Here is a 24,851-nt window from a genome sequence, read left to right as displayed (position 1 = left end):
GATCCGTGCGTGCGCCCGGACAGCCCACGGCCGTCCGGGCGCGTCGGCGCTACCCGGACCGCAGCCCGGCCAGGACGCCCCGCACCTGCTGGGTCACGGCCGGGGGCAGCGTGCCGTACTTCAGGGACTCCCCCGTCGCCTGGCCCGGCCCGCTGACCGCGTAGGAGGCGAGGCCCGCGACGACGGCGGAGCCCCCGCCGCGCTCGCAGAAGTCGAGGTAGCCGAATCCGACCACGGGATATCCGTCCTTCACCCGCTGCTGGTAGTCGAGCTTGACCGACACCCGGCTGTCCGAGGTCTCCACCGTGCCGGCCGCGGCCACCACCTCGGCGCCCTGGACGCTCGGGGCCACGTCGGAGTCACCGGTCCGCACCCGGGCCGTGTAGAGCTTCCCGACGTCCTTCAGCGGGACGACGCCGATCGAGCCGGTGGCGCCGGCGACGGCGCCGGGGATGCTCGCGTCGGTCGTACCGGGCGCGGCCTTCATGACGGGATCCCAGTGGGCGCCCACCTCGAACGGCCAGCCGCCGGCCTTGCTGAGGTACTGCTGGAAGACGTAGCCGGTCCACGACATGGCCGCGGGGACCCGGATGTCGATCGGTGAACCCGGTAGCACGGTGGCCGGGTTGAGCGCCTTGATCGCCGGGTCGTTCCAGGTCTCGATCTGGTGCTGGAAGATCTTGGAGAGCGTCGGGGCGTCGAACACCAGGTCCGTCACCCCGGGCACGTTGAAGACGATCGCGACGGGGGCCACGGTCACCGGGAGTTGGACCATCCGACCGTTGGCGCAGTGCTTGCCGTAGGAGAACGCCTGCTGGTCGGTCGCAGCGGTGTCGAAGGCGGCGCCGTCGACCTCGGCATTGGCGAAGGCGCTGGCGTTGGCGTACTTGAACGGATCGTCGGTGTTGCCGGACGGGGGCTTGTAGGTGAGCCGGTCGTCCGGGCAGGCCTTGCCGAAGTCCGCCGCCCACTGCTGGACCAGCGCGGCCTCCATGCCGTCCGCCCCGACCGTGGCCTTCCCGGCCGGGGCGCAGGAGAGGCCGGAGGGGAGGGCGGACGGCCCGGGCCGCCGCTGCTGGTCCTGCCAGGCGACGTAGCCGAGCGTGCCGGCCGCGGCGACCACGACGGCGGCCACCGCGGAGCCGATCACCAGGGCCCGGCGCCGGCGCGGCCGGCCGACGGGGGCCGCGGCGGCGACGGGCGGGAGGTACGGAGGGACGCTCGGCGGCCCGGGCGGTGCCACCGGCGCGGGGGCCGTCGGGCTGGGGGCAACCGGGCCGGTGGTCACCGGCGTGGGGGCCAGTGGGCTGGGGGCAGTCGGCGTGACAGCGGCCTGCGGCGCGGCAGCGGCCTGCCGTACGGCCGGAGCCACCGGCCCCGTCCGCAGCTGGACCGTCCGTTCCCCGGCCCCCTCCGCGATCACCCTCAACAGGGCGTCCACCGTGGTCCGTTGTGCCGGTTCCTTGGCCAGACACCCGATGATCAGCGGGTACAGCTCCGGCGCCAGACCCGACAGGTCCGGCTCCTCGTAGACCACCCGGAAGCCCACCGCGTGCGAGGAGTCCGCTCCGAACGGGCCGCGTCCGGTGGCGGCGAACGCGAGCACCGAGCCGAGGGCGAAGACGTCGGTGGCCGCCGTCGCCGTGCCGTCGCGGAACTGCTCGGGCGCCATGAACGGCGGGGTGCCGACGGCGACCCCGGTGCTGGTGAGCTGGGTCTCCCCCGCACTGCGGGCGATGCCGAAGTCGATGACGCGCGGACCGTCCTCGGCGAGCAGCACGTTGCCGGGCTTGAGGTCACGGTGCACCAGTCCCACGCGGTGGATCTCCCGCAGGGCCTCGGCCAGTCCGGCGGCGAGGCGGCGCACCTCGGGCGGAGCCAACGGGCCCTGCCCGGCGACCCGTTCCCCCAGGGACGGACCGGGGATGAACAGGGTGACCAGCCAGGGCGCCGGGGCGTCGGCGTCCGCGTCGAGCACGGGCGCGGTGAACGCGCCGCTGACCTTGCGCGCCGCCGCGACCTCCAGCCGGAACCGGGCCCGGAACTCGGCGTCCGCGGCCAGCTCGGGCCGGATCACCTTGACCGCCACCTGGCGGCCGGACACCGATCGGGCCCGGTAGACGACGCCCATCCCGCCCGCGCCGAGCCTGCCCTCCAGGAGGTACCCGCCGATCTCCCGCGGATCGTGCTCCATCAAGCTCACGTGCCGATTCCCCCCAAGGCGTGTACGGCCGACCGGCCCAGCCTAGTGGCGCCCCCGTTCACGGGCCGGGGCGGCCCGGGGAAACAGAACGGCCGGTCGATCCGAAGATCGACCGGCCGTTTCGCTGTGCGCGAGGGGGGAGTTGAACCCCCACGCCCTTTCGGGCACTGGAACCTGAATCCAGCGCGTCTGCCTATTCCGCCACCCGCGCATCTGGGTGATGGGTTAACTATAGACCACCTGGAGGGGTGCCTCTGACCACCGGAGACGGGCGGCCCCACCCCGCCCCTGTTTTGCTCCGGATGACGAACGGCCGCCATGATGTGCCGCCGCCACGAGCCAGGAGCGCACGAGCACGGACATCCAGGTCGACTACGAGGCCACCACCGAGGACACCGTCGCCTCGATGACGGCGAACGCGGCCGCCCGGCCGACAGCCGGCTGAGCGGGAACGGCCGCGCGGGGACGGCCGCGCGGGAACGGCCACGCGGGAACGGCCGCGCGGGGACGGCCGCGCGGGAACGGCCACGCGGGAACGGCCGCGCGGGAACGGCCACGCGGGAACGGCCGCGCGGGAACGGTCGAGCGGGAACGGCCGAGCCGGCACCCCGGCGGGAGAGCCGGGAAGTGCCCCCCGTTCCGGCCTGGGAGCATGAGCCGGTCGACACACCGAGCAGGGGGTCCGCATGGAGCTACGGCAGCTGCGCTGCTTCGTCGCCGTCGCCGAGGAACTGCACTTCGGCCGGGCCGCCGAGCGGCTGCTGCTCGGGCAGCCCGCCGTGAGTCAGCAGGTGCGGCGGCTGGAGCGGGAGTTGAAGGTCGAGCTGTTCGACCGGTCGCCCCGGTACGTGCGGCTGACGCCCGCGGGTGAGCGGTTCCTGCCCGCCGCCAGGGACGTCCTGTCGGCCGAGGACGCCGCCCGGGCGCTCGCCGCCGATCTGGCCGCGCCCGCCGTGCTGCGGCTGGGCACCGTCACCGGGCTGGCCGAGCGGCTGGACCTGATCCTGGACACCTATCAGCGGCAGGCGCCCGGGGTGCGCGTCGAGTTGCAGTCGGTGCCGGTGCGGGAGCGGCTGACGCGGCTGTCGGACGGGCGGCTCGACGCCGCGTTCGTGCGCGGCGCGATCCCCGGGAACAGCCCGGAGCTGCGCTTCCTGCCGGTCTGGGACGACGAGTTGGTGGTCGTGCTGCCGGCCCGGCACGCCCTCGCGCAGCAGCCCGAGGTGGACCTCGCGGACCTCGCCGCGCTGCCGCTCCGCCTGACCGACCGCCGCAACAACCCCGCACTGGTGGACCTGGTGACGGACGCCTGCGCGCAGGCCGGCTTCCGGCCGGTCCTCGGCCCGGCGCACGGCGCCCTGCAGGACACCCTGGCCTCGATCGGCACCGGCACCCCGATGTGGACGGTGGTGTACGCCGCCAACGCCCGGCTGACGAACTCCCCCCGGGTCGCCTTCCGTCCCTGCCGGACCCCGCTATCGCTGCCGACCTCGCTCGCCGTACGGCGGTCCGCCCCGCTCCCCCGACTGCTCCTGGCAGCGTGCCGCAAAACGCCACCGAGCTGGGACGATCAGGATTCGTGATCGCTGTCGGAGCGATTCGGGCCTGGGTGCGGGCGGCCGGATCGGGTGGACTGTTCCCAGCCGGGGAAACCGGCGGAAGAGCCGGACCGAAGAGCCCGGCAGGAGAATCCCGATCAGGAGCCGAAGATGCCGATCGTCACCATCCAGCAGGGCCCGCGCAACGTCGAGCAGAAGCGCGAGCTGGTCAAGAAGGTCACCGAGGCGTTCGTCGAGGCGCTGGAGGTCCCCGCCGAGAGCGTCTACGTGTGGATCCAGGAGTACCAGCCGGAGAACTGGGGCGCAGCCGGCAAGCTCACCGCCGACCGGTGACCACCGGAGGCACCGAGCGGGCCCGCCGGACCTCTCCGGCGGGCCCGCCCCCTCGGCGACAACTTTCTCGCCAACTCCGACCGCTTCGACTTCGACCCGCGCACCGGACCGATCTCCGCCCTGCCCGACGGCCCGCCGACCACCGGCGAACTGCGCCTCGACGGCGCGCCCGTCGCGGTCGAGCTCCGTCACAGCACGGGCTGCCGCAGCGCGCTGGTCCCCGAACTCCCCGGCCGGCAGGGCTATGTGATCGTCACCGCGCCGGACGAGCACGGGGACGCCGTCACCGATCCGGTCCTCCGCCGTCCGACCGACTTCCCGTCAGTCTCGCGATCTGGCATGGCCTGAACTCGACAACACCGGACGGGGGTGGAGTTAGCCTGACGACATGGTTGCAAACTACAAGGAAGAAGTGGCCATGACCGACCAGGAGTTCGTCAGCGCACCCGCCTTGATCCTCCGGTCCCTGGTCTCCGAGCCGCACCGGCGCGCCATCACCACCGCCGACGGCGTCGAGATCACCGCCGGCGACTTCGCCGCCGCCACCTACCGCCTCGCCCACGAGCTGCTGGCCCGGGGCGTGGGCCGCGGCGCGACGGTCACCCTGCTCACCGGCAACACCGCCGAGGCGCTCAGCGCCCGCTACGCGGCGGGGCTCGCGGGTGCGCGGGTGGTCAACCTGTACGACGGGATGAGCGCCCCGGTGCTGGCCGAGATCACCGCCAGCGTGGAGACCACCGTCCTTCTCGTGGACGCCGAACGCCACGCCGACGCCGCCGAGTTGCTCCCGCTGATCGACGTCCCGACCGTCCTCACCCTCGGCCCCGGCCCGAGCGGGGGCGCCATCGGCGAGGACGTGATCGCCGCCTCCGCCCACCGGGCCGCCGAGGAGCCCGCCGTACGCATCGATCCCGGCGACGACCTCGGCATCCGCCACACCGGTGGCACCACCGGCATCCCCAAGGGCATCGTCAGCCTGCACGGCCCCTACCGCGACATGTTCGACGCCGCCCTCGTCGGCCGTCCCGAGGAGGAGCCGCCCCGCCTCCTCGCCGCCACCTCCCTCGCCCACCTCGCCGGGGTGTTCTCCGACGTGACGCTCCAGCGCGGCGGCTCCGTCGTCCTCCAGCGCTCCTTCGACCCCGGCGAGGTGCTGGCCGCGATCGAACGCGAGCGCATCACCGACCTGTGGGTGCTGCCCCCGCTGATCTACCAGCTGCTCGACCACCCGGCCGTCGGCCGCACCGACCTGTCCAGCCTGCGACGGCTCGACTACGGCGGCTGCGCCGCCTCCCCGACCCGGATCCGCGAGGCCCTCAAGGTGTTCGGGCCAGTCCTGGTCAGCCTCTACGGCATGTCCGAGGCGCAGAAGATCGCCTTCCTCACCCCCGCCGAGCACGCGCGGTTCGGCGACGACGGTCCACTCCCCGTCGGCCGCCCCTTCCCCGACGTGGAGGTGGAGATCCGCGCCGCCGACGGCACCGTGCTGCCGGCCGGCGAACAGGGCGAGGTGTACGTCCGCTCGGCCACCCTGATGGCCGGGTACTGGAAGCAGCCGGAGCTCACCGCCCAGGTCCTGCGGGGCGGTTGGCTGGACACCGGCGACATCGGCTACTTCGACGCGGACGGCTACCTCTACCTCGCCGACCGCCTCAAGGACCTGATCATCGTCGTCGGCGGCCACGTCTACCCGACCGAGGTCGAGGAGCTGCTGCTCACCCACCCGGCGATCGCCCAGTGCGCCGTCTTCGGCGTGCGCGATTCCCAGGAGTCCGAGCACGTCCACGTCGCCGTCGTCCCCGCGCAGGGGCAGCGGCCGCAGTTGGAGGAGGTCCGTGCCTTCGTCACTGCCCACAAGGGCCGCATCTACGCCCCCGAGGCGCTGCACCTGGTGGACGCGATCCCGCTGACCTCCGTCGGCAAGCCCGACAAGAAGCGCCTGCGCGCCACCCTCGCGGGCTGAGCCCCCGTCCGGACCCACGCCCGCGACGGGGCACTCACCGAAACCCCACGGAACCCCGCCCGGATCCCCACCCGGTTTCACCCCAAGGCGGGGTTTGGCTCAATGAACCACCGGCGTGGTGCCGAGTAGCCAATGGGGGTGGCGGCGCTGAGGGCCGCCACCCCTCCCCCTCGCCTCCGTCTCCCCTCCGGCAGCCCTTCCGCCCTGCTCGGCGGCCACCGGTCACCCCTCGGCGACGGCGTCCAGACAGCACTCCACGAAGGCCCGGACCACCGGGTTCCCGTCGTCCGCCGGGGACCAGGCGACCGCGATCCGGCTCGGGCTCACCCCGGTCACCGGCCGGTAGGCGATCCCCGGTCGGGCGTAGAAGCGGGCGGTGGACTCGGGCGCGAGCGCGACGCCGTAGCCGTTGGCGATGGCGCTCAGCCAGTCGTCCGGGTGCTCGACGTCCGGGCCGAAGCGGACCGGGTGCCCCTCCCGCTCGTCGGCGGCGACCCAGTAGTCCCGCCAGCGGCCGGTCCCGGCCGGGGCCGCCACGAAGGGCTCGTCCCACAGCTCACGGAACGGGACCACCTCCAGCGCGGCCAGCGGGTGCGCCGAGGGCAGTGCGACCCAGCGCGGTTCGGTGAACAGTTCGGCCACCCGCAGCCGGTCCTGTCCGGGGAACGGCAGCCGCAGCAGCGCGACATCGGCTTCCCCGGCGGCCAGGCCGGCGGTCGGATCCGACCAGGCCGTGTGCCGCATCTCGACCCGCCAGCCCGGCTGCCGGGCGGTGAACCCGGCCACGATGCCCGGCGTCGCCTCGTTGGCGGCGCTGGCCAGGAAGCCGACCCTCAGCACCCGCTCCGCGCGGCTCGCCGCGCCCCTGGTCTCCCGCAGCACCGCGTCCCAGTCCGCCAGCAGCCCCGGCACCCGCGCCGCCAGGCTCCGACCGGCCACGGTGAGCGCCATCCCGGCCCGCGACCGTACGAACAGCGGCACGCCGAGCAGGCTCTCCAGCTGCCGGATCTGCTTGGTCAGCGCGGGCTGGGAGACGTACAGCCGCTCCGCGGCGCGGGTCAGGCTGCCGTCCTCGGCGACGGCGGCGAAGGTGCGCAGCAGCCGGGTGTCCACATCCATTCCACCAGGTTATGGAAGCAGGTATTGGACGCAAGGGGAGCCCCCCGAAGAGGCTTGGTGGCGAGGCCCCCCCCACGAAACCCGACCTCCGCGTCCCGCCCCTGCCCCTGCCCCTGCCCCTGCCCCTGCCCCTGCCCGAAGGAACCCCATGTCCATCGCCCTCGTCACCGTGACCGTCGTCGCCGTCGCCGCCAACGGCGGAATCGCCGCCGCCGACTTCGCCAAGGCCGAGTTCGTCCTGGCCAACTCGGCCGAGGTGAACGTCAGGCCGGAGTGGGTCCCGTGGCTGGCCTCGCTCAAGACGGCCGGGGCCGCCGGACTGCTGATCGGCCTGCTCGCCGTCCCTTCGTTGGGCCTGGCGGCCGCGGTCGGGCTGGTGCTGTTCTACATCGGCGCGGTGGCGACCCACCTCCGCACCCGGGTCATCCACAACATCTACTTCCCCGCCGGCTACCTGGCCCTGGCCGTCGCCACCCTCGCCCTCACCCTCACCCGCTGAGCCCCTCGCGCTCGCCGACCGAGGCCCCGCACCGCCACCGCGCACCCCTCGGCGCTCCCGCCCGGCACCGTCCGGTCGGCCACGCCGGGATCACCTGGGGAACCTCGACGTCGCGGCGCCCCGTCGGGGGACTCGTTCAGGGCGTTCCCCCCACCGCGCGCAGGGCGAAGGGCAGCAGGCGGTCGGCGGTCTCGCGGGCGGTGGCCTGGTCGACGTCCTCGGGCAGCCGCGGGGTGAGCAGGAAGTGGGTCATCACCGGGCCGACGACCACCTCGCCGAGCAGTTCCACCCCGTCGAGCGGTGGGATCTCGCCGCGTTCGACCGCCCGCCGGACCACCTCCGCGACCCTGTCGTACAGCGGCTGGAGGAAGGCCGTCACCAAGGCCTCGGCCAGGGCGGTGTTGTGGGCGGCCTCGCCGATCAGGGCGCGGATCAGCCGGCCGGGCTCACCGGTCATGGCGGCGGCCTTCTCGCGCAGGACGACCCGCAGATCACCCTCCAGGGTGCCGGTACCCGGTTGCTCGTAGGAGCTCTCCCCGTGGAGCGCGGCGGCGGCGATCACCAGTTCCTCCTTGGAGGACCAGCGGCGGTAGAGGGTCGCGGTGGAGACCCCGGCCCGGGCCGCCACGGCTGCGGTGGTCAGCCCGCCGTAGCCGTTCTCCGCCAGGACGGCCAGCGTGGCGTCCAGCAGGGCGCGGTCGCGGGCGGCGTCGCGAGGGCGGCCCCGGCGCGGTGCGGGCGCGGGTTCGGCGGGGTGGGGCGAGGTCGTGCCGTGCGTCATGCCGTGGAGTTTACCGAAAACAAGAAACGAAAGCGTTTCGTTTCGTTTATGCTCGGCAGCATGAGCCTCTCCGTCGAAGCCACGCCCGCCCGGAGCGAGGAGACCGCCGCGACCGTCTCCCGCCTCCACGCCGCCTTCGCCACCGGCCGCACCAGGCCCCTCGCCTGGCGAAAGGCCCAACTCCGCTCCCTGCGAAGCCTGTTGGTCGAGCAGGAGGCCACCTTCGCCGCCGCCCTTCGGGCCGACCTCGGCAAGAGCGCCGCCGAGGCGTACACCACCGAGATCGGCTTCACGATCGGCGAGATCGACCACACCCTGCGCCACCTCGACCGGTGGCTGCGCCCGCGCCGCATTCCGGTGCCGCTGGCGCTCCAGCCGGCCCGGGCCCGTACCGTCCGCGAACCGCTGGGCACCGTGCTGATCATCAGCCCGTGGAACTACCCGCTGCAGCTGGCCCTCGCCCCGCTGGTCGGCGCGCTCGCCGCGGGCAACTGCGCGGTGGTCAAGCCCAGCGAACTCGCCCCCGCCACATCCGCCGCCATCGCCCACTGGCTGCCCCGCGCCCTCGACGGGCAGGCCGTCGCCGTCGTCGAGGGCGGCGTGCCGGAGACCACCGCCCTGCTGGAACAGCGCTTCGACCACGTCCTCTACACCGGCAACGGCACCGTCGCCCGCATCGTGATGACCGCCGCCGCCCGCCATCTCACTCCCGTCACACTGGAGTTGGGCGGCAAGAGCCCCGTCGTCGTCGAACCCGGCACCGACCTCGCCACGGCCGCCCGCCGGATCGCCTGGGGGAAGTTCATGAACGCCGGCCAGACCTGCGTCGCCCCCGACTACGTCCTCGCCATCGGCGCCACCGCGCCCCCGCTCGAAGCCCATCTCACCGCCGCCGTCCGCGAGATGTACGGCACCAACCCGGCCGACAGCCCCGACTACGGCCGCATCGTCAACGAGCGCCACTTCGACCGCCTGACCGCCCTGCTCTCCGACGGCCGCCTCGTCACCGGCGGCGACCACGACCGCGCCGACCGCTACCTCGCCCCGACCGTCCTCGCCGACGTCGACCCGGACGCCCCGGTGATGCGCGAGGAAATCTTCGGCCCCGTCCTGCCGATCGTCCGCGTCCCCGACCTCGACGCCGCGATCGCCTTCATCACCGCCCGCGACAAACCCCTCGCCCTCTACGCCTTCACCGCCTCGGCCGCCACCAAGCGCCGCCTCACCACCGCCACCTCCTCCGGAGCCCTCGCCTTCGGCGTCCCCAACGCCCACATCGCCGTCCCCGGCCTCCCCTTCGGCGGCGTCGGCGAGAGCGGACTCGGCCGCTACCACGGCGCCCACTCCATCGACACCTTCAGCCACACCAAGTCCGTCCTCGACAAGCCCCTCCTCGCCGACCCCCTCCGCCCGGCCTACCCGCCCTTCACCCCCCTCAAGTCCCGCCTCCTGCGCCGCCTCCTCTGACCCCGTCCATCACGTTTCGACGGACCGTCAATCCGCCCCGGGGGAAGCCGTGGGCTACCGGATCAGCGGCCAGGTCACGATCAACGGCCGCGTCATCCAGTCGGACAACCCGGTTCTCGCGACCGGCACGCCCGACGCCTCGGCGGTGCCGCTCACCCGTACCGAGTACGACGAGGTGCTCGACCTGCTCGCCCGTCTCGGCGCCGCCGACTCCCCGGAAGCCGCCGCTGCCCGTTCGCTCACCGCCCGCCTCCGGGGCCGCTGAGCCGAACGGCACCGGACGCGCCCTACCCCTCCTCCCGCCCCCGGAAGGTCCTGCGGTACTCCCGCGGTGCCACGCCCACCCGTTTGACGAACACCGGTCGCAGCGACACCGCCGAGGCGAAGCCGCAGCGGGTGGCGACGGTGTCGACCGGCAGATCCGTCTCCTCCAGGAGGCGCTGGACGGTGAGGATGCGCTGGTCGAGGAGCCAGCGCAGCGGGGTGGTGCCGGTGGTCGCGGTGAAGCGGCGGGCGAAGGTCCGTTCGGACATCAGGGCCGCGGCGGCCATCCGGCGGACGGTCCAGGGGGTGTCGAGGGCGGCGAGGATCTCGGCGCGGACGCGGGCGAGCGGGTCGTCCTCGTCAACCGGAGGCACCGGGCTGGGGATGAACTGGGCCTGGCCGCCCGCCCGGAAGGGGGCGGTGACCATGGCGCGGGCGATGGCGGCGGCGGCCTGTTGGCCGTGGGCGGTGCGGACGAGGTGGAGGCAGAGGTCGATGCCCGCCGCGACTCCGGCCGAGGTCCACACCCCGTCGCCGCCGGTGAACAGCACCTCCGGGCGGACGGTCACCGCCGGGTGGCGGCGGGCGAGTTCGGGGGCGAGGGCCCAGTGGGTGGTGGCCTCTCGGCCGTCGAGCAGCCCGGCCTCGGCGAGGACGAAGGCGCCGGCGCAGAGCGAGGCGACGGGGACGCCGGCGGAGGAGACGGCCCGCAGGGCGTCCAGGACCTCCGCGGGCCGCCGGGCGGCCGGGTCCTCGACGCCCGGGACCACCACCAGGTCGCAGGCCGCCAGCGCCGCGAGCCCGAGGTCGGGGACGCGTTCCAGCCCGCCGCCCAGCCGCACCCGGGCCCCGACCGGGCCGCAGACCCGCAGGTCGAAGGCGGGCACGCCGGGCCGGGTGGCCCGGTTCGCCCACACCTCGCCGATCACCGCGTAGTCGAAGGCCCGTACGCCGTCGAAGATCAGGCAGCCCACAGTTCGCATGGCGGGAACCTATCGATGACCGGCGTTCCTGCCCATCACCCCGCCCCGCCGGCGGCCCGCACGATGGACCCATGACGAACACCGACGCCTTCGACGCCCCGCTCACCCTCGACCCCGACGCCGTCCTGCTCCTCATCGACGTCCAACGGGGCTTCGAGGACCGGGACTTCTGGGGCCCGCGCGACAACCCGGAGGCCGAGCAGCGGATGGCCGAGCTGATCACCGCCTGGCAGGCGACCGGCCGCCCGATCGTCACCGTGCAGCACGCCTCCCGGGTCGGGCCGCTGGTCGAGGGCACGCCCGGTCACGCGCTCAAGGACTTCGTCGCCGGGATCACCCCCGACCTGCACATCACCAAGACCGTGAACAGCGCCTTCTACGGCACCCCCGACCTGCACGCCTGGCTCCGGGAGCGCGGCAGCCGACAGCTGGTGATCACCGGGATCATCACCAACGTGTGCAACGAGACCACCGCCCGGATGGCCGGCAACCTCGGTTACGACGCGATCTTCCCGACCGACGCCATGCACTCCTTCGACATGACCGGCCCCGACGGCACCACCGTGCCCGCCGCCGAGCTGGCCCGCGCCACCGCGACCACCCTGCACGCGATGCGCTTCGCCAAGGTCGTCACCACGCGGACGGTCCTCGACGCCGCGGAGAAGACCGCGGTCAGGGCCTGAAGATCGGCTCGTAGGCGTTGCCCTCCACCGCGTTGAGCAGGACGTACGACGCCCCGAGGCCGACCACGACCTCCCGGAGCCGCGCCAACGCCTCTGCGGCGGTGGGCACTTCGAGGCCGATCGCGGCGGCGGCCGCGTCCCGGTCGGCGAGCAGGTCGGGCTCCTCGGCGAGGTGGTCCTCGGCCGCCTCCGCGCTCTCCTCCTCGGTCAACCGCACGCAGTCCCGCCACCACGGCACCGCGAGCACCAGCCGGACCATCTCCTCCAGCCCGACCGCCAGCAGCGCAGCCCCGCCCTCGGAGTCCGCGTACAGGACGGGCCGCTCGTCGCCGCCCTCGCCGCACAGGAAGAAGGTGCCGCCCGCGCCACACTTGGCCACCTCCTCCAGGCGCTCCCCGGAGGCGAGCACGACCTCCTCCACGTGCGAGTAGGCGTCGAGGGAGAAGTCCCCCGGCCAGAGCAGGTAGTCGACGGTGGCGGGGGTCGCCCGGAGGCGCTCGAGGAACGACATGGCGGTCACCCTACGGCGCCGCAACGACAACTCACGCCGCCGACCTCCTGTTCGCTCCGAGCGGAGAGTTGATCTTCCGCCCCTGACAACGCCCACTGACAAGGAAAGAGAATGTGAGCCAGAACGGACAGGACGGCTCGGCCACTGCGTGGCTCCGAGCCGAGGACCGTAGAAAGCCGCCCCGATGCCGGGGGCATCCCGGGAGAGATCTGGTGACACTGTGAACGAGACGGTCGATGAACGATCCGGCCGGACCGCGCTGTTCGAGGAGCACCGCCCGCACCTTCGCGCGGTCGCGTACCGGATGCTCGGCTCGATCAGCGAGGCCGAGGACGCGCTCCAGGACGCCTGGCTGCGCTACGACCGCACCGACACCGGTGCGGTGGGCAACCTCGGCGGCTGGCTGACCACGGTGGTCTCCCGGGTGTGCCTGAACCAGCTGCGCGACCGCGCCGCGCGCCGCGAGGAGCCGCTGCAGCCGACCGGACCGGACGGCGCGGGCGGCCCCGAGCGCATCCCGGACCCGCTGCTGCGGCGCGAGGGGGTGGTCGACCCGGAGCAGGAGGTGATGCTCGCGGACTCCGTCGGCCTGGCGCTGATGGTGGTGATGGAGTCGCTGTCACCCGCCGAGCGCGTCGCCTTCGTGCTGCACGACCTGTTCGCGGTGCCGTTCGAGGAGATCGCCCCGCTGATCGAGAAGACCGCGGCCGCGACCCGCCAACTGGCCAGCCGGGCCCGCCGCAAGGTGCAGGGGCAGGCGCCCGCACCCGACCCGGACCTGGGCCGCCAGCGCCGCGCGGTGGACGCCTTCTTCGCCGCCGCCCGCAACGGCGACCTGGACGCCCTGCTCGCGGTGCTCGACCCGGACGTGGTGCTGCGCTCGGACGGCGGGGTCGGCCAGGCCCGGCACACCGTGGTACTCAACGGCGCCGCGACGGTGGCGGGGCAGGCCGTGCTGTGGGGCAAGCTGTCGCCGTTCGCCCGCCCCGCGCTGGTCAACGGCACCGCGGGCGCGGTGGTCATCGGCGACAACGGCCGGGCGCTGTCGATCATGGCGTTCACCGTCGTGGACGGCGCGATCGCCGCGATCGACGTCATCGTCGATCAGGAGCGGCTGGCCTCCTTCGACCTCTCGGCCTTCCGGGACTGAGCCCGGACGACAGGGGGGCGGCCGGATCCCCGGCCGCCCCCGCCGCACTCGGCCCACTCAGCGCCCGACGGCCCCGTCCAGCTGCTCGCGGATGATGTCCGCGTGCCCGGCGTGCCGCCCGGTCTCCTCGATCATGTGCACCAGCACCCAGCGCAGCGACGGCCCCTCGGCGGCGTCCGGCCGCAGCGAGCGCGCCCCGGGCCGGTCGAGGTCCGGGGCGGCCTGCGCCACCGCGTTCGCCCGGGCGATCGCGTCCCGGTAGGCGGCGACCGCCGCGGCCACTGTGAGGTCGGCCGGGACGGCCGCCTCGCTGTCGACGGGCCCCTGCTCCCCCAGCCCGCCGTAGGCCCACTCGAACCAGTTGTGCTCGACCACGGTCAGGTGCCGCACCAGCCACAGCAGGCTGGTGCCGGAGGCGACGCCGGGGCGCCGGGCGTCCTCGTCGCCGAGGCCGTCGACCTTGGCGATCACGGCCTCGCGCAGGTAGTCGAGGAAGGCCAGCAGGGTGGTCCGCTCGTCGGCGTTCATCGTCGGCGGACGGCTGTCGGAGAGCTTGCCCGGCGCGGCGCCAAGGGGCGCGGTGCTCTGGGTCGCGGTGTTCTCGGTCACCGCGCCAGCCTAACCACCCGCACTCGCCTGGTGAACCGTCACCAACCCTGTGCGTGCACCCAGTCCGCGAGGTGCCGGGCGCAGTCGTCGACCGACTCCCGCCAGGTGTGCCCCGCGCCGTCCCCGGCCTCGTCGCTGACGTACTTGACCAGCCGCACCGGCACCCCGGCCCGGTGGGCGACGGTGGCGACGGCGTAGCCCTCCATGTCGACCAGGTCGGCGTGCTCGGCGAGCCGCTCCTTGGCCGCCGGGGAGTCGACGAACAGGTCGCCGGTGGCCAGCACCGGGCCATCGCCCCGGCCGACGACCAGCGGGTCGCCGTAGCTGCGGCCGGTCAGGGCCCGCAGGACCTCGCTGTTCAGGTCGTGCTGGATCACCTGGACGACGTGGTGGATGCCCTCCCAGCCGGGGCGCAGCGCACCGGCGGTGCCGAGGTTGATCACCTCGGAGGGATGCTCACCCTGGGCGAGCACGGTGGCCAGGGACGCGGTGGCGTTGACCTTCCCCATCCCGGTGAGCAGCACGGGCAGCCGGTCGTCGAGGTGGGCGGCCTCCTCGCGGACCGCCACGACGAGCAGCGGGCGGTCGGGCGAGATCGTTCCAAGCAGTCGCATGGGCCCATGGTACGGAGGGGCGGGGTGCCTCACCCGGGATCAGCGCGGCGCGGAACCGTGGTGTGCGACCGCGGCGCGGAACCGTGCGGGGCGCCGCCCGCGTCGCACGGATCGCCACCTCTCCGCACGGCCGGCCCGAGCCGGTGCGAGCCACCTCAGGCCATCACGAGCCACCTCGGGCATCACGAGCCGGCACGAACGGTACGAGCCGTACGGAAGCGTGCAGAAACCGTGCACGACATGCTCAAGACCAGCGCAAGTCAGGTGTGGCCGCAGGGAGTCACGGCCATACTGCTGCCATCGGTCGGGCCCCGGGTGTCGGGTCCGACCCCAGGGGAGGATGAGGCGGGTGGCAACACCAGTAGGCAACGGCGCACCGGGCGCCGCGTTCCCGGCGCGGCCGAGCGCGCCACCGCCCGTACCGGGGGCGGCACCGGCGGCAGCGGGACGGAGCGCGGCTCCGCCCGGCGTTCCCGCTGCCGGAGCAGCCGGTACGCCCGTGAAACACCCCGGTCCAGGCAGGTCCGAGCGCGGTGTGCGCGCCCGGCTGGCGCAGGCCACCCGGACGCCCCCGGGCCGGCTGCGGCTGGCCGGGGTGGTGCTCGCCGTGCTCACCGTGGCCTTCGGCGGGCTCACCGCCTGGCAGTTGGAGACCAGGGCGTCCGCCGCCGACCGGGTGGTCTCGTACAGCCAGCCGCTGAGCCGGGACGCGGCCGAGATCCACCGCTCGCTGGCCGACGCCGCCACCACCGCGTCCTCCGGCTTCCTGCTGGCCGGCACCGAGCCCAGGGACGTCCGGGCCCGCTACGAGCAGGACCTCGCCCAGGCCGCCAAGCTGATCTCCCAGGCCGCCGCCCGGACCACCGAGACCTCCCCGGCCCAGGACTCACTCTCCCGGCTGAACCAGCAACTCCCGGTGTACGCCGGTCTGGTGGAATCCGCGCGGGCCGACAACCGGCAGGGCATCCCGCTCGGCGGCGCCTACCTGCGGTACGCCTCCGAGCAGATGCAGACCGTCCTGCTGCCGGCCGCCGCCGAGTTGAACACCATCGAGACCAGGGAGCTGGCGGACGACTACACCGCGGCCCGGTCGGTGCCGTGGGGCGCGTACGGCCTGGCGGTGCTGACCCTGGCCGCGCTGGGGTGGGTGCAGGTGACCTTGTTCCGCCGCACCAACCGGGTGTTCAACGTCGGTCTGCTGGGCGCCACCGCCGCCGTGCTGGCGGGCACGCTCTGGCTCGCCGTGGCCGGAGTGACCACCGGTTCGGCCCTGGAGAGGAGCGACCACGAGGGCGCGACCCCGCTGCGGGCGCTCAACGCGGCCCGGGTGGACGTGCTGAGCGCCCGGCTGGCGGAGAACCTGAACCTGGTCGCGCGCGGCTCCACGGCCACCTACAACGGCCAGTACGCGGACGCCACCAAGCGCCTGGCCGGAATCGCCGGCAGGTCGACCCCGATGCGGCGGCGCAGCGGCTCGCTGCCGAACGCACTGGCCCTCGCTCCGGGCGCCGCCGACCAGGCCCTGGCCACCGCCGCCGACCAGTACGACTCCTGGCAGGACCGGTACCAGGACGCGCTCAAGGCCGAGGTCGGCGACGCCGACTACCAGGGCGCCCTGAACAAGACGGTGTCGGCCACCGACACCACCAGCACCGCCGACGCCGCCTTCAACGGCACCGACCGGGCGCTCGCCCAGGCCGCCGACATCGAACAGGCCCGGTTCGAGGCCGCCGCCGACGGCACCGCCGGGGACCTCCGCCTGGCGGCCGGCGCCGCCGCGGTGCTCGGCCTGGTGGCCGCGGCCGCCGCGCTGCGCGGCCTGGGCCGACGACTCGCCGAGTACCGGTAAGGGGGAACGGAACAGATGCGCAGCACAACCGTACCGACCAGGAGCGCCGCGGCGCTGGCCGTGCTGGCCGCCTGCGCGGCCGTGCTCGGCGGGGGCGGGCCCTCCGGCGCCGTGCCGACCGCCGCGACCGGCGCGCCGCAGGCCGTCCAGCAGACCCAGCAGCAGCAGGCCCAGTCCGACACCTGCGACATCTACGCCAGCGTGCCGCCGAGTTCGGTGGACGGTCCGGCGGTGAAGGCCATCAAGGCCAGGCGGAGCCTGGTGATCGGCGTGGACCAGAACAGCTACCGCTGGGGCGCCCGTAACCCGAACACCGGCCAGATCGAGGGTTTCGACATCGACCTGGCGAGGGCGATCGGCACCGCCATCATGGGCGACCCGGAGAAGGTGGTGCTCAAGCCGGTGGCCACCGCCGACCGGGTCGACGCGGTGCAGAAGAACCGGGTCGACCTGATCGTCCGCACCATGACCGTCAACTGCAAGCGGATGGAGGACGTCGCCTTCTCCAAGCCGTACTTCAGCATCACCCAGCGGGTGCTGGTCCCGAAGACCTCCCCGGCGAAGAACCTCGACGAGGCGATCGGCGGCAGGAACGTCTGCGTCGCCAAGGGGTCGACGGCCGCCGACGTCTTCGACCCGGCCAAGAACGGCGCCAAGAAGGACGCCGGCGCCCACCTGACGGTCGTGGAGAACCAGCTGGACTGCCTGGTCCTGATGCAGCTCGGCAAGGTCGACGCCACCATGACCGACGACGGCCTGGCGGCCGGTCAGGCGGCGCAGGACCAGACCGTGCGGATCGTGGACGGCGACGTGCAGCCGGAGGTGATCGGCGTCGCCATGCTCAAGGGCAGCACGGACCTCACCGCGCGGGTCAACCAGGTGCTGGCCGACTACCACGCCGGCGGCGAGTGGGGGCGCAGCTACGACCGCTGGCTGAAGCCGTACATGCTGAACGACGCCGAGCACTACTGGCCGGTCCCGCACTGAGGACCGCACCCGTACAGGCCCTGGCGGCGGGGCGCCGCATCGCGTACGGACCGGTGCGGACGCGGGGTGTTGACGGCGTCTTGACGCCCCGCGCCCGCACCGCCCGGACACCCACCGGCTAGGGTTCGGGACGATCACCACGGGGAGACCGGTGGTGGGACACGGGGGTTGTCGCGGGACCGGCCGTCGCACGCGACGGCGGCCCCGCGCGAGGAAGGAAGGACACCGCGGTGGCGGCATCGGCTGGCCCGGTACTGAGCCGGGAGGAGGTGGACCGCGCGCTGGCGCGCCTCGGCGCGGAGCGGGACGCGGTCGAGTCGGCGCTGCTCGCCCTGCAGGACCACCCGGGCCTGCGGCTGCTGGACGGCGCCGAACTGACCGGACGGACCCTGGAGCGCTGGTCGGTCGCCGGCAAGGGCCTGCCGCTGCTCTGGGCACTGTTCGACCGCTACTCCGAGGCGCTCGCCTCGGCCCGCGCGGTCCGGGCCCGCAAGGCCAAGCCCGGCGGCCCCGAACTCGCCGAGCTGAGCGAGCTGCTGACCGGGGACGCGGTGACCGTCCCGGGCGGCGCGCTGCCGGACGGGCCCCAACTGCTGGGCGCTCCCGCCAAACTGGTCGAGCGGGTCAGCCTGGACGCGCTGATGGCCCGGATGAACTCCTGGTACGCCACCGTGCTGGAGGTGGTCAGCGCCGCCGACGCGGTCTGGTCGGCGCTGCCGGCCCGGATCGACCTGCTGCTGGCCGAGCTGCACCGGGTGCAGACCCTGGCCGCCTCGCTCGGCGTGCGCGCCGGCGGCCACCCGCTGGGCGACGACCTGACCGGGCTCGCCCGCGACCTCACCGAGCTGCGCACCGAGGTCCGCGAGGACCCGCTGGCGCTGTGGCGCCCGGCCCGGGTGCCCGCCCAGCGCGGCACGGTGCCCGAGGGCGAGGCCTTCGCCACCCCCTCCGGGGTGGTGGACACCGAGCGTTTCGACCGGGCCGGGCGGGCGCTGGACGGCGTCCGGCTGGAGCTGGAGAACCTACTGCGGCTGCGCGACGACGCCGAGGAGCGCCTGCAGGGCGTCGGCGACCTGCTCCAGCGGGCCGACGCCACCCTGGCCGAGGCCCGGCGGGCGCGCGGCGAGGTGCTGGCGAAGATAGCCTCCAGCGACGTCCCGGCCGTGCCCGGGCCGGCCTCGGCGCTGCGCGAACGGATCGTCACCGCGCTGGAGCTGCGCCAGGGCGGGCAGTGGGGCCGGCTGGCACCGCTGCTGGACGCGCTGGAGGACGCCGCCGCCAAGGAGCTGTCCCGGGCCCGGCAGTCGCTCACCGAGGTCACCCAGCCGCTGGCCGTCCGGGCCGAACTGCGCGGCCGGCTGGACGCCTACAAGGCGATGGCGGCCCGGATGCGGGTCGCCGAGGACCCGGAGGTGATCGAACGGTACGAGAAGGCGCGCTGGCTGCTGTGGAGCGCGCCCTGCGACCTGCGGGCGGCGGCCGCCGCGGTGGCCCGCTTCCAGCAGTCGCTGCGCCCGGCCCAGACCGAGGCCTCCGGGGGCGCGCAGGTGAACGAGGGCGCACAGGCACACGAGGGCGCACAGGCACACGACGCGGCCGGCCGGCCGCCGGTCGACGGACAGGTACAGGGGGGCTGAGGTTGATGGGCGAGGTGTGCGTACGGCCGGACTGCTCCGGCAACGGCAGGATCGACGCCGACGGCTACTGCGACGAGTGCGGGCTGACCCCGGCGGGGACCTCCACGGTGGCCCCTGCGGGCACCACCGGAACGACCGCGCCCCCGCCGGCCGGCCCCGGCTCCCCGTGCCCGCGGGACTGCGCGGGCACCATCGACCCGGACGGCTACTGCGACGAGTGCGGGCTGACCCCGCCCGGCCCCGACACCGGCGTCACCCAGCCCTACGTCCCGTCCGCCCGGGTCAGCCCGGACTCGGCCCGCAGCGGCTCGATCCGCTCGCTGTCGGCCCGCACCGGCTCCGCCCGCTCGATGTCCGGCCGCTCCCGCTCGCACCGCTCGACCCGCACCGGCAGCAGCCGCTCGGTCTCGGTGCGCTCCACCCGCGGCAGCGTCAGTGCGGGCACCCGCAACCGGCTGGGCGCCGGTCTGGTCACCGTGCCGACGGTGGCGACGGCCGACCCGGCGCAGGCGGTGCTGGTCAACCCCGAGGTGCCCGAGCGCAAGCGGTTCTGCTCCAAGTGCGAGGCCCCGGTGGGCCGGGAGAAGAACGGCCTGCCCGGCCGCCCGGACGGCTTCTGCACCAAGTGCGGCACGCCGTACTCCTTCACGCCCAAGCTGCGCCGCGGCGACCTGGTCGGCGGGCAGTACGAGGTGGTCGGCTGCCTGGCGCACGGCGGGCTCGGCTGGATCTACCTGGCGGTGGACCGGCGGGTCAACGACAAGTGGGTGGTGCTCAAGGGCCTGCTGGACACCGGGGACGAGGACGCGCTCGCCGCGGCCGTCGCCGAGCGGCGCTTCCTGGCCGAGGTGGACCACCCGAACATCGTCCGGATCATCAACTTCGCCGAGCACCCGGACCTGCGCACCGGCTCCACCGACGGCTACATCGTGATGGAGTTCGTCGGCGGAAAGTCGCTCAAGGACATCGCCAACGACCGCCGCACCCCGGACGGCCGGCGCGAGCCGCTGCCGGTCGAGCAGGCGATCGCGTACGCCCTGGAGGCGCTGCCCGCGCTGGGATACCTGCACGGCCGGGGCCTGGTCTACTGCGACTTCAAGATCGACAACGTGATCCAGAGCGGCGACACGCTCAAGGTCATCGACATGGGCGCGGTCCGCCGCTTCGACGACGACGGCCCGATCTACGGCACCATCGGCTACCAGGCCCCGGAGATCGCCACCGACGGCCCCTCCCCCGCCTCCGACCTCTACACGGTGGCCCGCACCCTCGCGGTGCTCACCTTCGACTTCCAGGGCTACAGCACCACCTACCGCGACTCGCTGCCCGGCCCCGAGGACGTCGAGGTCTTCGCCAGGTACGAGTCGTACTACCGCTTCCTGGTCCGCGCCACCGACCCGGACCCGGCCCGCCGCTTCTCCTCCGCCGAGGAGATGGCCGACCAGCTCACCGGCGTGCTGCGGGAGGTGCTGGCCCTCCAGGACGACCGGCCCCGGCCCGCGCTGTCCACCCTGTTCGGCCCCGAACTGCGCGTCGTCGACACCGAGTTGGTGCTGCCCAGCACCCGGCCCGGGCAGCTCCGGGTGGGCACCCCGGACCCGTCCGCCGCCGCCCTCGCCCTGCCCGTCCCCCGGGTCGACCCGGGCGACTCCAACGCCGGCTTCCTCGCCACCCTGCTCGCGACCGACCCCGAGGAGGCGCTCGTCGCGCTCGGCGGCGCCCCCGCCGTCTCGGTCGAGAGCCGGCTGCGCGAACTGCGCGCCCTGCTCGAACTCGGCCGCCACGGCACGGCCGTGCAGAAGCTCGCCGAGCTGGAGCAGGACCACCCGGACGACTGGCGGGTGGTCTGGTACCGCGGCCTGGTCGCCCTGGTCGGGTCGGCGGACGGCGGCGAGAGCGGGCTGCGCGCCGCCGCCGAGGCCTTCGACGCGGTCTACGACGCCTTCCCCGGCGAGGCCGCGCCCAAGCTCGCGCTGGCCATCTGCGCCGAACTGCTCGACGACGACGGCGACGCGGCCGAGTTCTACCGCCTGGTGTGGACCACCGACCACGCCTACCTGAGCGCCGCCTTCGGCCTCGCCCGGGTCCGCCTCGCCGAGGACGACCGGCCCGGCGCGGTGCGCGTGCTGGAGTCCGTCCCGGCCACCTCCAGCCAGTACACCGCCGCCCGGATCGCCGCCGTCCGCGCCCGGCTGCGGGAACGGGCCGCCACCGACCCGCTGGCCGTCGACCTCGCCGCCTGCTCCGCGCAGCTGACCGCGCTGCGGCTGGACGACCGCCGCCGCGAGGAGCTCTCCGTCGAGGTGCTCGGCGCCGCCCTCGACTGGGTCGGCGCCGGCTCGGCCGGGGCGCAGCAGGGCGCCGACCTGGTGGTACTGGGACGTCCCGCGGTGGAGCGGGAACTGCGCTTCGCCCTGGAACAGTCCTACCGGGTACTCGCCCGGTTGGCCGACCGGGCCGAGACCAGGATCGAGATGGTGGAACGGGCCAACCGGGCCCGCCCCAGGACGTGGGTGTAGCCGATGCCGCAGCAGACCGAGTGCCCGAGCTGTTCCGAGCCGATGGACCCCGACGACGCCTTCTGCGGGCACTGCGGGACCGGCCGGGACGGCCGGACGGCCCCGGGCGCGATGCCCGCCGGCTGGGCCGCCGCCCGCGGTGGAGCCGTACCGCCGCCGCGCGGGCCGGTCTGCGTGAACTGCGGGCAGCCGCAGGTCACCGAGGACGGCTACTGCGAGGGCTGCGGCAGCGCCCAGCCGCGCCCGCGCGACCACATGGAGAAGGCCCTCGCGGGCGTCGCCGGGGTCAGCGACCGCGGCGTGCGCCACCACCGCAACGAGGACTTCTTCACGGTCGCCGCCAGCTCGCTGCCCGGCGGGGAGCCGGTCGTGGTTGCCGTGGTGTGCGACGGCGTCTCCTCCTCCGACCGCCCGGACGAGGCCTCGGAGACCGCCGTCGACGCCGCCTCGGAGTCCCTGCTGACCTCGCTGGAGGCCGGCCGGGACCCGGAGGAGGCGATGCGCGCGGCCGTCGCCGACGCCGCCCGGGCCGTCGCCGACCTGGCCACCGACGGTGCCGGGCCGGCCCGGCCCGACGTCAACGCGCCGGCCTGCACCTTCGTCAGCGCCGTAGCGGCGGGCGGCCGGATCACCATCGGCTGGGTGGGCGACACCCGGGCGTACTGGATCCCGGACGACCGCACCACCGCCGTCCCCTTCCGGCTCACCCAGGACGACTCCTGGGCGGCCCGGATGGTCGAGGCCGGGCTGATGGGCGAGGCCGAGGCGTACGCCGACCCGCGCGCCCATGCGATCACCGGCTGGCTCGGCGCCGACGCCGAGGAGGTCGTGCCGCACACCCTCGACTTCACCCCGCACGTCCCGGGGGTGCTGCTGATCTGCACCGACGGGCTGTGGAACTACGCCGAGGCGGCCACCGACCTGGCGTACTTCGTCCGGCCGGACGCCCGCACCGAGCCGCTCGCGGCGGCGCAGACCCTGGTGAAGTTCGCGGTGGCGGCCGGCGGGCACGACAACATCACCGTCGCGGTGCTGCCGATCGACCCGCCGGCGGTCTCGGTCGAGGAGGCCGAGGAGACGCCGACCGCGCTGGACCTGAAGGTGATCACCCCGTCCGCCGCCGGGGGCGCCCCCGGGGACGACCCGGACTACGAGCCGACCCTGCCGGACCTCCCGGTGATCGGCTCCCCGGCGGCCCCGCTGCCCACGGTGCCGACCGCCCCCGCCGCCCCGCCGGCGGCGCCCGCACCTCCGGCGGCTCCCCCGGCTCCCCCGGCTCCGGCCCCGGCCTCGCCGCCCGCCGTTCCGCCCGTCCCGCCGCACCCGCCGACCGCCTGACCGGACGGCCGGCCGTCCGCGACCGGCCCATCGGCCCGACGCGGCCCGACAGCCGTCGTCCGCCGGACCGCCGGACCGCCCCACCGACCCGATCGCATCCGCCCCTCACCCGACGGGAGCCACCGCCCCATGGCAACACTGGCGAAGCCGAACCTGCCCAGGTTCGACGTGGAGATCTTCCAGAACGAGTACCTGGCCGACGGCGCCCGCGAGGTGAACGCCATCGTCACCGTCACCTCCACCGGCGGCGGCACCTCCGGCGGCCGACCGCTCGGGATGACCGACGCCGGTCCGCAGCGCGGCGACACCGACGCGGCCGTGGTGATCCTGGTCGACTGCTCGGGTTCGATGGACTACCCGAAGACCAAGATCAACGGCGCCCGGGAGGCCACCGCCGCCGCCATCGACGCCCTGCGCGACGGCACCGCCTTCGCCGTGGTGGCCGGCACCCACGAGGCCCGCGACATCTACCCCGGCGACGGCACCCTCGCGACCGCCTCGCCGAGCACCCGGGAGCAGGCCAAGGAGTCGCTGCGCCGCCTCACCGCCGCCGGCGGCACCGCGATGGGCACCTGGCTGGCCAAGGCCGACAAGCTCTTCCTCACCCGCCGCGACATCGCCATCCGGCACGCCATCCTGCTCACCGACGGCAACAACGAGCACGAGTCGGCCGAGGACCTGGCCCGCAACATCGAGCGGGTCACCGGCCACTTCACCGCCGACTGCCGCGGCGTGGGCACCGACTGGCGGATCGACGAGCTGCGCAAGATCTCCTCGGCGCTGCTCGGCACCACCGACATCGTCGCCGAGCCCTCCGGCCTCGCCGAGGACTTCCGCTCGATGATGACCGGCGCGATGGGCAAGCAGGTCGCCGACGTCGCCCTGCGGATCTGGACCCCGGCCAACGCCACGGTGAAGTTCGTCAAGCAGGTCGCGCCCGCGGTCGAGGACCTCACCGGGCGCCGTGCCGAGGCCGGCCCCCGGGCGGGCGACTACCCGACCGGCTCCTGGGGCGACGAGAGCCGCGACTACCACGTCTGCGTCGAGGTCCCGGCCGCCTCGGTCGGCAACGAGATGCTCGCCGCCCGGGTCAGCCTGGTACTGCCCCCGCAGGTCGGCGGCGGCACCCCCGAGGTGCTCAGCCAGGGCCTGGTCAAGGCCGTCTGGACGGACGACCTGGCCTCCTCCACCCGGATCAGCCCGCAGGTCGCCCACTACACCGGACAGGCCGAGCTCGCCTCCTCGATCCAGCAGGGCCTGGAGGCCCACCGCGCCGGGGACGTCGACACCGCCACCGCCAAGCTGGGAGCCGCCGTCCGGATCGCCCACGCGACCGGGAACGACGGCACCTACAAGCTGCTGCAGAAGGTGGTGGACGTGGTCGACCCGAAGGAGGGTACGGTTCGGTTCCGTAAGAACGTGAGCGAGGCCGACTCGATGACCCTTGAGACCCGGTCGACCAAAACGGTACGTGTGAAGAAGTGACCGCGAAGTGACCGCTGAAGACGTGACCGGGCCGGCCGCCCGGCGCGACGCCGCGCCGCACCGGCCCGAAACGAGGGGGACCTGATGCCGATCTGCCCGAGGGGCCACGAGTCGCAGGCCGAGGACTGGTGCGCGTCGACGTCGCCGGTGACGGTGCTGGCGTCGATCCGCCCCGGTGACCCCGGCCAGGGTGGTGTCGCCGCTGGCGGCCTGCACCGAGACGTGCCCGACGACGCCGGTCACGGTGGAGTGCGCCGACACGGTGCCGACCTTGACGTCGGTGCCGGCCGGGACGGTC

General features: G+C 74.4%; 21 protein-coding genes, 1 tRNA gene and 1 pseudogene. 15 read left to right on the top strand and 8 right to left on the bottom strand.

Annotation, left to right across the window (positions count from 1 at the left end; translation table 11 throughout):
• Window positions 1-49 precede the first annotated feature (49 nt).
• Together HS99_RS48040 and HS99_RS37435 are read right to left on the bottom strand one after the other, a co-directional pair.
• Window positions 50-2,194, bottom strand: a complete 2,145-nt coding sequence (locus HS99_RS48040) for a serine/threonine-protein kinase (protein WP_051835541.1) — start codon at window positions 2,192-2,194, stop codon at window positions 50-52.
• Window positions 2,195-2,330: 136 nt separating this feature from the next.
• Window positions 2,331-2,414: transfer RNA gene (locus HS99_RS37435), tRNA-Leu, on the bottom strand.
• 475 nt (window positions 2,415-2,889) lie between these two features.
• On the opposite strand from HS99_RS37435, the gene HS99_RS37430 reads away from it, so the two are divergent.
• From HS99_RS37430 to HS99_RS37420, 3 genes are all read left to right on the top strand, one after another.
• Window positions 2,890-3,786 (top strand): LysR family transcriptional regulator, encoded by an 897-nt coding sequence (locus HS99_RS37430; RefSeq protein ID WP_030287945.1) that lies wholly within the window; start codon window positions 2,890-2,892, stop codon window positions 3,784-3,786.
• 126 nt (window positions 3,787-3,912) lie between these two features.
• Entirely contained in the window at window positions 3,913-4,095 is a 183-nt protein-coding gene (gene dmpI / locus HS99_RS37425; protein ID WP_030287947.1) for a 4-oxalocrotonate tautomerase DmpI, read from the top strand.
• A 388-nt stretch (window positions 4,096-4,483) separates the two neighbouring features.
• Window positions 4,484-6,058 (top strand): AMP-binding protein, encoded by a 1,575-nt coding sequence (locus HS99_RS37420; RefSeq protein ID WP_232543128.1) that lies wholly within the window; start codon window positions 4,484-4,486, stop codon window positions 6,056-6,058.
• 222 nt (window positions 6,059-6,280) lie between these two features.
• Here HS99_RS37420 and HS99_RS37415 read toward each other — a convergent pair whose 3' ends face one another.
• Window positions 6,281-7,177 (bottom strand): LysR family transcriptional regulator, encoded by an 897-nt coding sequence (locus HS99_RS37415; RefSeq protein WP_030553346.1) that lies wholly within the window; start codon window positions 7,175-7,177, stop codon window positions 6,281-6,283.
• A gap of 148 nt (window positions 7,178-7,325) precedes the next feature.
• Between HS99_RS37415 and HS99_RS37410 the strand changes: the two genes are divergently transcribed.
• On the top strand, window positions 7,326-7,676 hold the full coding sequence (locus HS99_RS37410) for a DoxX family protein (RefSeq protein WP_030289058.1): 351 nt from the start codon (window positions 7,326-7,328) through the stop codon (window positions 7,674-7,676).
• Between the two features lie 136 nt (window positions 7,677-7,812).
• Here the strand turns inward: HS99_RS37410 and HS99_RS37405 are convergent, their stop codons facing one another.
• Window positions 7,813-8,457 (bottom strand): TetR/AcrR family transcriptional regulator, encoded by a 645-nt coding sequence (locus HS99_RS37405; RefSeq protein WP_030289060.1) that lies wholly within the window; start codon window positions 8,455-8,457, stop codon window positions 7,813-7,815.
• Window positions 8,458-8,517: 60 nt separating this feature from the next.
• Here HS99_RS37405 and HS99_RS37400 point away from each other — a divergent pair, with 60 nt between their 5' ends.
• Both HS99_RS37400 and HS99_RS37395 read left to right on the top strand, forming a co-directional pair.
• Window positions 8,518-9,924, top strand: a complete 1,407-nt coding sequence (locus tag HS99_RS37400) for an aldehyde dehydrogenase family protein (RefSeq protein ID WP_030289062.1) — start codon at window positions 8,518-8,520, stop codon at window positions 9,922-9,924.
• Between the two features lie 49 nt (window positions 9,925-9,973).
• Complete coding sequence (locus HS99_RS37395; protein ID WP_030289065.1) at window positions 9,974-10,189, top strand: hypothetical protein; 216 nt, start codon at window positions 9,974-9,976, stop codon at window positions 10,187-10,189.
• Window positions 10,190-10,211: 22 nt separating this feature from the next.
• Here the strand turns inward: HS99_RS37395 and HS99_RS37390 are convergent, their stop codons facing one another.
• Window positions 10,212-11,171: a GlxA family transcriptional regulator gene (locus HS99_RS37390; RefSeq protein ID WP_030289067.1), complete on the bottom strand. Its 960-nt coding sequence runs from the start codon at window positions 11,169-11,171 to the stop codon at window positions 10,212-10,214.
• Between the two features lie 71 nt (window positions 11,172-11,242).
• Between HS99_RS37390 and HS99_RS37385 the strand changes: the two genes are divergently transcribed.
• Window positions 11,243-11,854 carry an isochorismatase family protein gene (locus HS99_RS37385; RefSeq protein WP_030289068.1) on the top strand — a complete coding sequence of 204 codons (612 nt, stop codon included), beginning with the start codon at window positions 11,243-11,245 and terminating at the stop codon, window positions 11,852-11,854.
• Here the strand turns inward: HS99_RS37385 and HS99_RS37380 are convergent.
• Window positions 11,844-12,365 (bottom strand): hypothetical protein, encoded by a 522-nt coding sequence (locus HS99_RS37380; RefSeq protein ID WP_030553343.1) that lies wholly within the window; start codon window positions 12,363-12,365, stop codon window positions 11,844-11,846. The two genes, HS99_RS37385 and HS99_RS37380, sit on opposite strands and share 11 nt — an antisense overlap.
• Window positions 12,366-12,585: 220 nt before the next feature.
• Here HS99_RS37380 and HS99_RS37375 point away from each other — a divergent pair, with 220 nt between their 5' ends.
• The gene (locus tag HS99_RS37375; RefSeq protein WP_223885956.1) at window positions 12,586-13,515 is read left to right on the top strand and encodes a sigma-70 family RNA polymerase sigma factor; all 930 of its coding nucleotides are present in this window, start codon (window positions 12,586-12,588) and stop codon (window positions 13,513-13,515) included.
• 57 nt (window positions 13,516-13,572) lie between these two features.
• On the opposite strand, the gene HS99_RS37370 is transcribed toward HS99_RS37375, so the two are convergent.
• Both HS99_RS37370 and HS99_RS37365 read right to left on the bottom strand, forming a co-directional pair.
• Window positions 13,573-14,124: a DinB family protein gene (locus HS99_RS37370; RefSeq protein WP_232543127.1), complete on the bottom strand. Its 552-nt coding sequence runs from the start codon at window positions 14,122-14,124 to the stop codon at window positions 13,573-13,575.
• A gap of 38 nt (window positions 14,125-14,162) precedes the next feature.
• Entirely contained in the window at window positions 14,163-14,738 is a 576-nt protein-coding gene (locus HS99_RS37365; protein WP_030289077.1) for a nucleosidase, read from the bottom strand.
• A 535-nt stretch (window positions 14,739-15,273) separates the two neighbouring features.
• Between HS99_RS37365 and HS99_RS37360 the strand changes: the two genes are divergently transcribed.
• The 7 genes and pseudogenes from HS99_RS37360 to HS99_RS46010 all read left to right on the top strand — a co-directional run.
• Complete coding sequence (locus tag HS99_RS37360) at window positions 15,274-16,587, top strand: GlnX family signal transduction membrane protein (RefSeq protein ID WP_030289079.1); 1,314 nt, start codon at window positions 15,274-15,276, stop codon at window positions 16,585-16,587.
• Window positions 16,588-16,602: 15 nt separating this feature from the next.
• Entirely contained in the window at window positions 16,603-17,574 is a 972-nt protein-coding gene (locus HS99_RS37355; RefSeq protein WP_050366553.1) for a glutamate ABC transporter substrate-binding protein, read from the top strand.
• Between the two features lie 230 nt (window positions 17,575-17,804).
• Window positions 17,805-19,211 (top strand): hypothetical protein, encoded by a 1,407-nt coding sequence (locus HS99_RS37350; RefSeq protein WP_232543126.1) that lies wholly within the window; start codon window positions 17,805-17,807, stop codon window positions 19,209-19,211.
• A gap of 5 nt (window positions 19,212-19,216) precedes the next feature.
• A complete protein-coding gene (locus tag HS99_RS37345; protein ID WP_030553336.1) occupies window positions 19,217-21,730 on the top strand; it encodes a serine/threonine-protein kinase in 2,514 nt (837 codons plus the stop codon).
• 3 nt (window positions 21,731-21,733) lie between these two features.
• A complete protein-coding gene (locus HS99_RS37340; protein WP_063738010.1) occupies window positions 21,734-23,068 on the top strand; it encodes a PP2C family protein-serine/threonine phosphatase in 1,335 nt (444 codons plus the stop codon).
• Window positions 23,069-23,197: 129 nt separating this feature from the next.
• Window positions 23,198-24,553: a vWA domain-containing protein gene (locus HS99_RS37335; protein WP_030289088.1), complete on the top strand. Its 1,356-nt coding sequence runs from the start codon at window positions 23,198-23,200 to the stop codon at window positions 24,551-24,553.
• Between the two features lie 84 nt (window positions 24,554-24,637).
• Window positions 24,638-24,851 (top strand): annotated as a pseudogene (locus HS99_RS46010) (hypothetical protein); the annotation flags it as partial.

The organism is Kitasatospora aureofaciens (assembly GCF_001188955.3).
Lineage (GTDB): Bacteria > Actinomycetota > Actinomycetes > Streptomycetales > Streptomycetaceae > Kitasatospora > Kitasatospora aureofaciens.
This window is presented reverse-complemented; position numbering and strand designations above follow the sequence as displayed.

Bases quoted from the DNA above. Each gene is read 5' to 3' on its own strand.
- HS99_RS37415 (WP_030553346.1), bottom strand. From the start codon at position 7,177: ATGGATGTGGACACCCGGCTGCTGCGCACCTTCGCCGCCGTCGCCGAG.
- HS99_RS37400 (WP_030289062.1), top strand. From the start codon at position 8,518: ATGAGCCTCTCCGTCGAAGCCACGCCCGCCCGGAGCGAGGAGACCGCC.
- HS99_RS37390 (WP_030289067.1), bottom strand. From the start codon at position 11,171: ATGCGAACTGTGGGCTGCCTGATCTTCGACGGCGTACGGGCCTTCGAC.
- HS99_RS37355 (WP_050366553.1), top strand. From the start codon at position 16,603: ATGCGCAGCACAACCGTACCGACCAGGAGCGCCGCGGCGCTGGCCGTG.
- HS99_RS37430 (WP_030287945.1), top strand. From the start codon at position 2,890: ATGGAGCTACGGCAGCTGCGCTGCTTCGTCGCCGTCGCCGAGGAACTG.
- HS99_RS37405 (WP_030289060.1), bottom strand. From the start codon at position 8,457: ATGACGCACGGCACGACCTCGCCCCACCCCGCCGAACCCGCGCCCGCA.
- HS99_RS37335 (WP_030289088.1), top strand. From the start codon at position 23,198: ATGGCAACACTGGCGAAGCCGAACCTGCCCAGGTTCGACGTGGAGATC.
- HS99_RS37340 (WP_063738010.1), top strand. From the start codon at position 21,734: ATGCCGCAGCAGACCGAGTGCCCGAGCTGTTCCGAGCCGATGGACCCC.
- HS99_RS37420 (WP_232543128.1), top strand. From the start codon at position 4,484: ATGGTTGCAAACTACAAGGAAGAAGTGGCCATGACCGACCAGGAGTTC.
- HS99_RS37365 (WP_030289077.1), bottom strand. From the start codon at position 14,738: ATGCGACTGCTTGGAACGATCTCGCCCGACCGCCCGCTGCTCGTCGTG.
- HS99_RS37380 (WP_030553343.1), bottom strand. From the start codon at position 12,365: ATGTCGTTCCTCGAGCGCCTCCGGGCGACCCCCGCCACCGTCGACTAC.
- HS99_RS37385 (WP_030289068.1), top strand. From the start codon at position 11,243: ATGACGAACACCGACGCCTTCGACGCCCCGCTCACCCTCGACCCCGAC.
- HS99_RS37345 (WP_030553336.1), top strand. From the start codon at position 19,217: ATGGGCGAGGTGTGCGTACGGCCGGACTGCTCCGGCAACGGCAGGATC.
- HS99_RS37410 (WP_030289058.1), top strand. From the start codon at position 7,326: ATGTCCATCGCCCTCGTCACCGTGACCGTCGTCGCCGTCGCCGCCAAC.
- HS99_RS48040 (WP_051835541.1), bottom strand. From the start codon at position 2,194: ATGGAGCACGATCCGCGGGAGATCGGCGGGTACCTCCTGGAGGGCAGG.
- dmpI (WP_030287947.1), top strand. From the start codon at position 3,913: ATGCCGATCGTCACCATCCAGCAGGGCCCGCGCAACGTCGAGCAGAAG.